Below are 9,336 nucleotides of genomic sequence, written 5' to 3'. Positions count from 1 at the left end.
GGGTTCACAAGGGCGAGGTGGCCGGGGCGGGGTAGGGCTTCAGCTTGCCGGGCACTCAGGCGTTCTTGTTGTGCGCCCGCATCGCACGCTGCTTCTCGCGCTGCCAGTCGCGTTCCTTGGCGCTGTCGCGCTTGTCGTGCGCCTGCTTGCCCTTGGCCAGGGCGATTTCCAGCTTGACCTTGTTCTTGCTCCAGTACATCGCCGTCGGGATCAGCGTGTAACCGTCGCGCTCCACGCGGCCGATCAGCTTGTCGATCTCGTGCCGGTGCAACAGCATCTTGCGGTCGCGGCGCTCCTCGGCCACCACATGGGTGGAGGCGGTGATCAGCGGGGTGAACTGCGCGCCGTACAGGAAGATCTCGCCCTGGCGGACAAACGCATAGGCGTCGCCGATATTCGCGCGCCCGGCACGGATCGACTTCACTTCCCAGCCCTGCAGGGCCAGGCCGACCTCGTAGCGCTCCTCGAGGTGGTACTCGTGGCGCGCGCGCTTGTTCAACGCGATGGTCTTGTTGGCCGTCGCGCCGTTTGCTTTATCCTTGCCGGGTTTCTTGCTCATCTTCCTATTGTCTCCTATTCGCGACCGTTCGGTCCGCCGGCCGGTCCCGCAGTGCCCCGCATGCCTACCATTCGCCGCAGTGCCCTCGTCGAACACAGCGCCTCGCGCATGTTCGACCTGGTCAACGACGTCGCCGCCTATCCGCGGCGTTTTGCCTGGTGCGACCAGGCCCAGCTGATCGAACAGGACGCCGACCGCGTGGTCGCGCGCCTGGACCTCGGGCTGGGGTCGTTTCGCACCTGGTTCACCACCGAGAACGCGCTGCGTCGCCCGCACAGCATCGATATGCAGTTGCGCGACGGCCCGTTCAAGCGGCTCCACGGCCGCTGGGAGTTCCATGCGCTGGACGAGGACGCCTGCAAGGTCACCCTGACCCTGGAGTTCGAACCGAGCTCGCGCCTGCTGGGGCCGGCGCTGGCGCTGGGGTTCCAGGGGCTGGCCGACCGCATGGTCAACGATTTCGTGCGCGTGGCCGACCAGGAAGCCTGACCCGCATGCGCGTGGAAGTGCTCATCGCCTGGCCGGACCGTTACCAGTCCAGGCAGCTGGACCTGGCGGAAGGGGCAACCGTGGCCGAGGCCATCGCCGCGGCGGCCCTGCCGGGTGCCGAAGAGGCTGATGGGGTGGCCGTGCACGGAATCGTCGCCCGCCCGCAGCAGCCGCTGCGCGACAGGGACCGGGTGGAGTTGCTGCGGCCGTTGCTGGCCGATCCGAAAGAGGCCCGGCGCCGCCGGGCCAGCCCGATGCCGGGCGTCAAGCGCCGTTAGCGGCCGCGCTGGCCCTTCTTGTCCTTGGCCAGGTTGCGGCCGAACTGGCGCGGCGCGGCCTTGGCCAGTTCCAGGTCCTGGTCGGGGAAGTAGTCGCCTTCCCAGCGCACCACGCGGTCCTGCTCGAAGAACACGGTGAAGTTCTTCTGCTGGACGTGGGCCAGGCGATCCACGCGCTGGGTGGACGTGTAGTCCCAACGCTCGGCGTGGAACGGGTCCGGAATCGACGGGCTGCCGAGCAGCGCCTCGACGGCCTGCTTGCTCTGGCCGACCTGCAACTGGTCGACGGCGCTCTTCTTGATCAGGTTGCCCTGATAGATCGGCTGCTTGTAAATGATGCCGCAGCCAGCGGTGGAGAGGGCGACAACGGCGACCAGCAGGAAATTGCGCATCGGTACGGGAGGCGAGTGAAATCAGGCCGATGATACACTCCCGGCGGTCGCCGCGACCCATCCTCGAGGCAGCTGGCGCTAAATCGCCTATGAATGGAGACTGCCATGGAATCCCATGACCTGCGCAAGGTGGGGCTGAAAGTCACGCACCCGCGCATGCGCATCCTCGAGCTGCTGGAGCAGCGGGGTGCCCAACACCACCTCAGTGCCGAAGACATCTACCGCCAGCTGCTCGAGCATGGCGACGAGATCGGCCTGGCCACCGTGTACCGCGTGCTGACCCAGTTCGAGGCCGCCGGCCTGGTGCTGAAGCACAACTTCGAAGGCGGCCAGGCCGTCTACGAGCTGGACCGCGGCGGCCACCACGACCACATGGTGGACGTGGACACCGGCAAGATCATCGAGTTCGAAAGCGAGGAAATCGAGGCCCTGCAGCGGCAGATCGCCGCCAAGCACGGCTACGAGCTGGAGGAGCACTCGCTGGTGCTGTACGTGCGCAAGAAGCGCAGCCGCTGAGGCGCAACCGGCGGGAAAGAAAAAGGCGGCCCATGGCCGCCTTTTTCGTCTCCGGGCGTTCGCCGGTCACCCCGCCGCCTGCAGCAGCTTCTTCGCCGCCGCCCGCGCTTCCTTGCTGACCTCCACGCCGCCCAGCATCCGCGCCAGTTCCTCCTGGCGGGCGGCGGCATCCAGCAGTTCCACCGCGCTCTGGGTCATGCCTTCCACCGGAGCCTTGCTCACCCGGTAGTGCGCATGGCCCTTGGCGGCCACCTGCGGCAGGTGGGTCACGCACAGCACCTGGCGCTGCTCGCCCAGGGCGCGCAGCTTCTGGCCGACGATGTCGGCCACCGCGCCGCCGATGCCCGAATCGACCTCGTCGAACACCATCGTCGGCACCGCATCCAACCCCAGTGCCGCCACCTCGATGGCCAGCGAGACGCGCGAAAGCTCGCCGCCCGAGGCCACCTTGCGCAGCGCCCGCGCCGGCTGCCCGGCGTTGGCCGCGACCAGGAACTCGACCCGCTCGGCGCCCTGCGGGTCCGGGCGGTCGCCCGGCTGCGGCTGCAGTTCGATCAGGAACTGCCCGCCGCCCATGCCCAGCTCGCCGATCAGCCCGGTAGTGGTGCGAGAGAGCGCTTCGGCGGCGGTGGCGCGGCTGGCGGTCAGCGTGGCCGCGGCCTCGCGCCACTGGCCGGCGGCGGTGGTGATCAGCCGGTCGATCTGCTGCAGGCGCTCGTCGGCGCCGCGCAGGCCCTGCACCTCGGCGGCGAGGCGGTCGCGATGTTCGGCCAGGCCCTCGGCCGGCACGCGGTGCTTGCGGGCGAGGTCGTGCAGGCGGCCGAGGCGGCGCTCCATCTCCTCGAACTGTTCCGGGTCCGCTTCCAGGTCGTCGCCGATGCGGTCGAGCAGGGCCAGTGCCTCGTCGAGCTGGATGGCCGCGCCGTCCAGCAGGGCGTCCACGTCGCGCAGGCGCGGCTCGTGCTCGGCCACCCGGCCCAGTTCATGGCGGCCGGATTGCAGCAGGCCCAGCACCGACTGCCCGTCCTCGCCGTTGAGCTGGCTGGCCACCCGCTCGCAGGCGCCGATCAGCGCGGCCGCATGCGCATGGCGGCGGTGCGCGGTGCCCAGCGCGGCGATCGCCGCCGGTGCCAGGTCCTCGCGTTCGAGTTCGGCCAGTTGGTGTTCGAGAAAGGCGATGCGGTCGGACACGTCGCCCTGGGCGGACAGCGCATCGCGCTCGGCCAGCAGCGCCTGCCAGTGGTCGCTGGCCGCGCGCACCGCCGCGCGCGCCTCGCCGTTGCGGGCGTAGGCGTCGAGCAGCAGCAGCTGGCTGCCGCGCGAAAGCAGCGCCTGGTGTTCGTGCTGGCCATGGATCTCGACCAGGAAGCCGGCCAGCTCGGCCAGCTGGGAAAGCGTCACCGGGCGGCCGTTGATCCATGCGCGCGAGCCGCCGTCGGCGCGGATCACCCGGCGCAGCTGGCATTGGCCGTCGTCGTCCAGCGCCTGCTCGGCCAGCCATTCGCCGGCGGGGTTGGCGTCGGAGAGGGCGAACTCGGCCGACAGCTCGGCGCGTTCGGCGCCATGGCGGACCACGCCGCTGTCGGCGCGCAGCCCGGACAGGAAGCCCAGTGCGTCCACCATCAGCGACTTGCCCGCGCCGGTCTCGCCCGACACCACGGTCATGCCGGGGCCGAATTCCAGCTCGGTGGCGCGGACAACGGCGAAATCCTTGATCGAAAGATGGGTCAGCATGGTCGCGAGGGTCGATGAACCGTAAAAGCTTAGGGCCGGGGGCGGGTGGCGGGAAGGGTGCAAGGCGCTTGCCAAGCCGCCGCGCAGTCATTATCTAATGTCGCGTCTCACCGGCTGATCCCATGCGCCCGTCCTCCACTCCCTCGCTCGATCCCCGCGCCCGGCACCTGCTGCGCACGCTGATCTCGCGCTATATCCATGATGGCGAACCGGTCGGGTCCAAGACCCTGGCCCAGCACGCCGGCCTGGATATCAGCGCGGCGACCATCCGCAACGTGCTGGCGGACCTGGAGGACCTGGGCCTGCTGGCATCGCCCCACACCTCGGCGGGGCGTATCCCGACCGCGCACGGGTACCGGGTGTTCGTCGACAGCCTGGTGCAGATGCAGCCGCCGGCCGAGGAGGAGGTGCGTCGCCTGCGCAGCGAGCTGGCCAGTGGCGCCGGCACCCAGTCGCTGCTGGGCAGCGCCTCGGAGATGCTCTCGGCGATGACCCATTTCGTCGGCGTGGTCAGTGCGCCGCGCCGCGAGCAGTTCGCCTTCCGGCATATCGATTTCGTCGCCCTCGACGCCCGCCGCGTGCTGGCGATCCTGGTGTTCGCCGACAACGAGGTGCAGAACCGGGTCATCGAGCCGCGCCGGGCGTTCGACCCGGCCGAGCTGGAGCGGGTCGCCAACTACCTCAACGCGCATTTCGCCGGCCGCGCGCTGGCCGACATCCGCGCCAGCCTGATGCGCGAGCTGCGCACGGCCAAGGACGAGATGGAGCAACTGCTGGCGCACAGCGTCGAGCTGGCCGACGAGGTACTGGTGCCGCCCTCGGCCGAGGACATCGTGCTGGCCGGGCAGACCCGGCTGATGGGCGTGCAGGATCTCTCGGACCTGGATCGCCTGCGCGAGCTGTTCGAGGCCTTCGCCAGCAAGCGCGAGATCCTGCAGCTGCTCGAGCGCACCATCCAGGCGCCCGGCGTGCGCATCTTCATCGGCGAGGAAACCGGGATGCTGCCGCTGGGCGACGTCTCGCTGGTCACCGCCCCGTATGCGGCCCATGGCCGGGTGCTGGGCGTGCTGGGGGTGATCGGCCCCAAGCGCATGGCCTACGAGCGGGTGATCCCGCTGGTGCAGACCGCCGCCCGCGAGCTCGGCGCGGCGATGGAGCCCCCGGCCGGCTGACCGCAAGTGGATAGCCCCCTTTGTTAAGGGGGGCGCGCCGACAGGCGCGGGGATAGGCAAGGCAGGAACGGGGCCCGCGGTTTCGCGGAGCGAAATCGTGGGGGCGCAGCCCGCGTAGCGGGACGCGCCTTGAAACAATCCCGAACCGCCCACATTGGCGTGGCAGGGGCGGGGTGTCGCCTGCCCATGGACGCGCAAATGAACCAAGACCACCCAGAATTCGATTCCGAAAACCCCCAGCAGGCCGCCGCGCCCACCGACCCGCTCCAGGAAGAACTGGAGTCGCTGCGCAGCGAGGTCGCCCTGGTCAAGGCCGACGCCCTGCGCGAGCGCGCCGACCTGGAGAACCAGCGCAAGCGCATCGCCCGCGACGTCGAGCAGGCGCGCCGCTTCGCCAACGAGAAGCTGTTGGGCGAACTGCTCCCCGTGTTCGACAGCCTGGACGCCGGCCTGGCCGCCGCGGGGACCGAGCCGAGCCCGCTGCGCGATGGCCTGGAGATGACCTACAAGCAGCTGCTGAAGGTCGCCGCCGACAACGGCCTGACCCTGCTGGACCCGACCGGCCAGCCGTTCAACCCCGAACACCACCAGGCGATCAGCCAGGTCGACGGCGCCGCCGTGGCGCCGGGCCACGTCGCCCAGGTGTTCCAGAAGGGCTACCTGCTCAACGACCGCCTGCTGCGTCCGGCGCTGGTGGTGGTGGCCAAGCACGATTGACCCGCCCCGGCGCGGCCGCGCCTGAACCTGGCCGCCGCCGGACGGAACGCAGTTTCGCGGTGATGGCTTGAATGGGTTCCGGCCATCCCCACATCCGAACCAGCCGCCGGCGTGGCGCCGGCAGAACGAACAAGTACCTTTTCAGGAGTCATCCCCTCATGGGCAAGATCATCGGTATCGACCTGGGCACCACCAATTCCTGCGTGGCGATCATGGATGGCGGCAAGGCCCGCGTCATCGAGAATTCCGAGGGCGACCGCACCACGCCTTCGATCGTCGCCTACACCAAGGACGGCGAAGTGCTGGTGGGCGCCTCGGCCAAGCGCCAGGCCGTCACCAACCCCAAGAACACCTTCTACGCGGTGAAGCGCCTGATCGGCCGCAAGTTCACCGACGCCGAAGTGCAGAAGGACCTGGACCTGGTGCCGTACGGCATCGTCGCGCATGACAATGGCGACGCCTGGGTGTCCACCGCAGAGGGCAAGAAGCTGGCGCCGCAGGAAATCTCCGCGCAGGTGCTGGAGAAGATGAAGAAGACCGCCGAAGCCTTCCTGGGCGAGTCGGTCACCGAGGCGGTCATCACCGTGCCGGCCTACTTCAACGACAGCCAGCGCCAGGCGACCAAGGACGCCGGCCGCATCGCCGGCCTGGACGTCAAGCGCATCATCAACGAGCCGACCGCCGCGGCCCTGGCCTATGGCCTGGACAAGGACGGCGCGGACCGCAAGATCGCCGTGTACGACCTGGGCGGCGGCACCTTCGACGTGTCGATCATCGAGATCGCCTCGGTGGACGGCGAGAAGCAGTTCGAGGTGCTGGCCACCAACGGCGACACCTTCCTGGGTGGCGAGGACTTCGACAAGCGCGTCATCGACTACCTCGTGGAAGAGTTCCAGAAGGACCAGGGCATCGACCTGCGCAAGGATCCGCTGGCCCTGCAGCGCCTGAAGGACGCCGCCGAGCGCGCGAAGATCGAGCTGTCCTCCGCGCAGCAGACCGAAGTGAACCTGCCGTACGTCACCGCTGACGCGTCGGGCCCGAAGCACCTGAACATCAAGCTGACGCGCGCCAAGCTCGAAGCGCTGGTGGAAGACCTGATCCGCAAGTCGATCGAGCCGTGCCGTACCGCGCTGAACGACGCCGGCCTGCGTGCCAGCGACGTCAACGAGGTGATCCTGGTCGGCGGCCAGACCCGCATGCCGAAGGTGCAGCAGGCCGTGGCCGAGTTCTTCGGCAAGGAGCCGCGCAAGGACGTCAACCCGGACGAGGCCGTGGCGCTGGGCGCGGCGATCCAGGGCGGCGTGCTGGCTGGCGACGTCAAGGACGTGCTGCTGCTGGACGTGACCCCGCTGTCGCTGGGCATCGAGACCATGGGCGGCGTGTTCACCAAGATCATCGAGAAGAACACCACCATCCCGACCAAGGCCTCGCAGGTGTTCTCCACCGCCGAGGACAACCAGTCGGCCGTGACCGTGCACGTGCTGCAGGGTGAGCGCGAGCAGGCCCGCTTCAACAAGTCGCTGGCCAAGTTCGACCTCTCCGGCATCGAGCCGGCGCCGCGCGGCCTGCCGCAGGTGGAGGTGTCCTTCGACATCGACGCCAACGGCATCCTGCACGTGTCGGCCAAGGACAAGAAGACCAACAAGGAACAGAAGGTCGAGATCAAGGCCGGTTCGGGCCTGTCGGACGACGAGATCCAGCGGATGGTCGCCGACGCCGAGGCGCACCGCGAGGAAGACAAGAAGTTCCATGAGCTGGTGCAGGCGCGCAACCAGGCCGACGGCCTGATCCACGCCACCCGCACCGCCATCACCGAACACGGCAGCAAGGTGGGCGGCGATGTGATCGGCCGCGTCGAGTCGGCGCTGTCGGACCTGGAAACGGCGATGAAGGGCGACGACAAGGGCCAGATCGAGGCCAAGACCAAGGCGCTGGAAGAGGCCGGCCAGTCGCTGTACGCGGCGGCGGCTGCCACCGAGCAGGGCGGCGCGGCCGGCCCGGGCCCGGACGCCGGCGGTCGCGGTGGCGACGACGTGGTGGACGCGGAGTTCACCGAGGTCAAGGACGACAAGAAGTAAGTCGTCCTGCCGATAAAGCGAAGGAGCGGTGCTGACGCATCGCTCCTTCGCCTCATCTGCCTCCGGGCTTTTCCGGAGGGAAGTTTCCGCGGCCGCCCTGGCGGCCGCCCCCGACAGGTTCCCGCAGTCCTCCATGAGCAAGCGCGATTATTACGAAGTCCTGGGCGTGGCCCGTGGCGCCAGCGACGATGAGCTGAAGAAGGCTTATCGCCGTTGCGCGATGAAGTACCACCCCGACCGCAACCCCGGTGACGCGGCGGCGGAGGCTTCGTTCAAGGAGTGCAAGGAGGCCTACGAGGTCCTGTCGGACGGCAACAAGCGCCGGATGTACGACGCCCACGGCCATGCCGCGTTCGAGCACGGCATGGGCGGTGGTGGCGGCCCGGGTGGCCCGGACATGGGCGACATTTTCGGGGACATCTTCGGCAACATCTTCGGTGGCGGCGGCGGTCCGCGCGCGGCGCGCCGCGGGGCCGACATCGGTTACGTGATCGAGCTGGACCTGGAAGAGGCGGTGGCCGGCATCGAGCGCCGCATCGAGATCCCGACGCTGGTCGAGTGCGAGCCCTGCCACGGCAGCGGTTCGGAAGACGGCAAGGTCGAGACCTGCGCGACGTGCCAGGGCCGCGGCCAGGTGCGCATCCAGCGCGGTATCTTCGCGATGCAGCAGAGCTGCCCGCATTGCGCCGGGCGCGGGACGATCATCCAGAATCCGTGCAAGACCTGCCACGGTGCGGGCCGCATCGAGGACGAGAAGGTCCTGTCGGTGAAGATCCCGGCGGGCGTGGACAACGGCGACCGCATCCGCCTGGCGGGCGAGGGCGAGGCCGGCCCGGCCGGTACGCCGCCGGGCGACCTGTACGTGGAAGTGCGCGTGCGCGAGCACGACATCTTCCGCCGCGATGGCGACGACCTGCATTGCGAGGTGCCGATCCGCATCACGCAGGCGGCGCTGGGCGACACGGTGCGCGTGGCGACGCTGGGCGGCGAGGCGGAGATCCGCATTCCGGCCGAGACGCAGACGGGCAAGCTGTTCCGCCTGCGCGGCAAGGGCGTGCGCTCGGTGCGCAGCCGCAACCCGGGCGACCTCTACTGCCGCGTGGTGGTGGAGACGCCGGTCAACCTCACCGCCGAACAGCGCAAGCTGCTGGAGCAGTTCGAGGCCACCTTCTCCGGTGAGGAGGCGCGGAAGCATTCGCCCAAGTCCGCTACGTTCATGGACGGGGTGAAGGGGTTCTGGGATCGGATGACTTCCTGATCTCGTTTCAAATTTTGACCAGAAGGCCGCCTTTTTTCATGGCGGCCTTTTGCTTTTCCGGGGCTTTGGTTTTTTTTGCGTGTTGCGGCGCTTTCGTTGATATCGCGCGGGCGCCCGGGGGGATGCCCTGGTGGGGGACGCCA

Annotated in this window: 10 protein-coding genes; 7 read left to right on the top strand and 3 right to left on the bottom strand. The window is 68.9% G+C overall.

Features of this window, described 5'->3' with window-relative positions; all coding sequences use genetic code 11:
• Positions 1–55 precede the first annotated feature (55 nt).
• Positions 56–559: an SsrA-binding protein SmpB gene (gene smpB, locus ARC20_RS15085; RefSeq protein WP_057648569.1), complete on the bottom strand. Its 504-nt coding sequence runs from the start codon at positions 557–559 to the stop codon at positions 56–58.
• A 60-nt stretch (positions 560–619) separates the two neighbouring features.
• Here smpB and ARC20_RS15080 point away from each other — a divergent pair, with 60 nt between their 5' ends.
• Positions 620–1,048 (top strand): type II toxin-antitoxin system RatA family toxin, encoded by a 429-nt coding sequence (locus ARC20_RS15080; RefSeq protein WP_057648567.1) that lies wholly within the window; start codon positions 620–622, stop codon positions 1,046–1,048.
• A 5-nt stretch (positions 1,049–1,053) separates the two neighbouring features.
• Positions 1,054–1,326, top strand: a complete 273-nt coding sequence (locus tag ARC20_RS15075) for an RnfH family protein (protein ID WP_057648565.1) — start codon at positions 1,054–1,056, stop codon at positions 1,324–1,326.
• On the opposite strand, the gene ARC20_RS15070 is transcribed toward ARC20_RS15075, so the two are convergent.
• Complete coding sequence (locus ARC20_RS15070) at positions 1,323–1,718, bottom strand: outer membrane protein assembly factor BamE (protein ID WP_057648563.1); 396 nt, start codon at positions 1,716–1,718, stop codon at positions 1,323–1,325. The genes ARC20_RS15075 and ARC20_RS15070 overlap by 4 nt on opposite strands.
• 105 nt (positions 1,719–1,823) lie before the next feature.
• Between ARC20_RS15070 and fur the strand changes: the two genes are divergently transcribed.
• A complete protein-coding gene (fur, locus tag ARC20_RS15065) occupies positions 1,824–2,234 on the top strand; it encodes a ferric iron uptake transcriptional regulator (protein WP_057648560.1) in 411 nt (136 codons plus the stop codon).
• Between the two features lie 66 nt (positions 2,235–2,300).
• Here the strand turns inward: fur and recN are convergent, their stop codons facing one another.
• The gene (recN, locus tag ARC20_RS15060) at positions 2,301–3,968 is read right to left on the bottom strand and encodes a DNA repair protein RecN (protein ID WP_057648558.1); all 1,668 of its coding nucleotides are present in this window, start codon (positions 3,966–3,968) and stop codon (positions 2,301–2,303) included.
• Between the two features lie 122 nt (positions 3,969–4,090).
• Here recN and hrcA point away from each other — a divergent pair, with 122 nt between their 5' ends.
• The 4 genes from hrcA to dnaJ all read left to right on the top strand — a co-directional run bounded on the left by hrcA (position 4,091) and on the right by dnaJ (position 9,193).
• On the top strand, positions 4,091–5,140 hold the full coding sequence (hrcA, locus tag ARC20_RS15055) for a heat-inducible transcriptional repressor HrcA (protein WP_057648556.1): 1,050 nt from the start codon (positions 4,091–4,093) through the stop codon (positions 5,138–5,140).
• Between the two features lie 198 nt (positions 5,141–5,338).
• Positions 5,339–5,857 (top strand): nucleotide exchange factor GrpE, encoded by a 519-nt coding sequence (gene grpE, locus ARC20_RS15050; RefSeq protein WP_057648554.1) that lies wholly within the window; start codon positions 5,339–5,341, stop codon positions 5,855–5,857.
• Positions 5,858–6,015: 158 nt separating this feature from the next.
• On the top strand, positions 6,016–7,935 hold the full coding sequence (gene dnaK / locus ARC20_RS15045; RefSeq protein ID WP_057648552.1) for a molecular chaperone DnaK: 1,920 nt from the start codon (positions 6,016–6,018) through the stop codon (positions 7,933–7,935).
• 133 nt (positions 7,936–8,068) lie between these two features.
• Positions 8,069–9,193 (top strand): molecular chaperone DnaJ, encoded by a 1,125-nt coding sequence (gene dnaJ / locus ARC20_RS15040; protein ID WP_057648549.1) that lies wholly within the window; start codon positions 8,069–8,071, stop codon positions 9,191–9,193.
• Positions 9,194–9,336 lie beyond the last annotated feature (143 nt).

It is taken from the genome of Stenotrophomonas panacihumi, assembly GCF_001431645.1.
GTDB lineage: Bacteria > Pseudomonadota > Gammaproteobacteria > Xanthomonadales > Xanthomonadaceae > Stenotrophomonas_A > Stenotrophomonas_A panacihumi.
The sequence above is the reverse complement of the archived record's forward strand: the minus strand, read 5'-3'. Positions and strand labels throughout refer to the sequence as shown.

Coding starts and splice junctions, on each gene's coding strand:
- recN (WP_057648558.1), bottom strand. CDS start 3,968: ATGCTGACCCATCTTTCGATCAAGGATTTCGCCGTTGTCCGCGCCACC.
- hrcA (WP_057648556.1), top strand. CDS start 4,091: ATGCGCCCGTCCTCCACTCCCTCGCTCGATCCCCGCGCCCGGCACCTG.
- ARC20_RS15080 (WP_057648567.1), top strand. CDS start 620: ATGCCTACCATTCGCCGCAGTGCCCTCGTCGAACACAGCGCCTCGCGC.
- ARC20_RS15075 (WP_057648565.1), top strand. CDS start 1,054: ATGCGCGTGGAAGTGCTCATCGCCTGGCCGGACCGTTACCAGTCCAGG.
- dnaK (WP_057648552.1), top strand. CDS start 6,016: ATGGGCAAGATCATCGGTATCGACCTGGGCACCACCAATTCCTGCGTG.
- ARC20_RS15070 (WP_057648563.1), bottom strand. CDS start 1,718: ATGCGCAATTTCCTGCTGGTCGCCGTTGTCGCCCTCTCCACCGCTGGC.
- grpE (WP_057648554.1), top strand. CDS start 5,339: ATGAACCAAGACCACCCAGAATTCGATTCCGAAAACCCCCAGCAGGCC.
- smpB (WP_057648569.1), bottom strand. CDS start 559: ATGAGCAAGAAACCCGGCAAGGATAAAGCAAACGGCGCGACGGCCAAC.
- fur (WP_057648560.1), top strand. CDS start 1,824: ATGGAATCCCATGACCTGCGCAAGGTGGGGCTGAAAGTCACGCACCCG.
- dnaJ (WP_057648549.1), top strand. CDS start 8,069: ATGAGCAAGCGCGATTATTACGAAGTCCTGGGCGTGGCCCGTGGCGCC.